1 pseudogene is annotated in these 403 nt (G+C 59.1%); it reads right to left on the bottom strand.

What is annotated here, in order from left to right:
• Nucleotides 1-403 (bottom strand): annotated as a pseudogene (locus tag ACL9RM_RS26545) (hypothetical protein); the annotation flags it as partial.

The following is a 403-nucleotide window of genomic DNA, read 5'->3' as shown; positions in this document are numbered from 1 at the left end:
ATATGCACACCCTGAATGGTTCCAAGGTGCAGATGGTGCGGCTGAATGGACTCCGGTGCGATATGCACGGACTTCACCGCCCCCTCTGCCAGCGCTCTGTCCTGTACTGCGCCCGTTGCCAAGTGCCGGGGGTGTACGGCATGCTCAGACAACTGTGAAGGGCCGACGCTGCCTTCCGCAAGATTCGCCGCTTGCACCGAGCGTGCCGCCAGCTTTTCCGAGGTGACGCTTTCTGCTTGAAGCGCACGACCGGACACACTGTCCACGGCCAGATGTCTCGCAAACACCGAGGAAGCCTGTAAATGATCAGAGGTGACGGATTCCGGGGCCAAATGGTTCGACTGGATGGACTCTTCTGCCAAATGATTGGCTTGCACCGCTTCGTCTGTAATGTGCCACGGCT

The sequence above is a fragment of the Paenibacillus sp. S29 genome, assembly GCF_049319765.1.
Classification (GTDB): Bacteria; Bacillota; Bacilli; order Paenibacillales; family Paenibacillaceae; genus Paenibacillus; species Paenibacillus polymyxa_B.
Note: the sequence above shows the minus strand (reverse complement) of the source record. Positions and strands in the feature narration are given on the sequence as shown.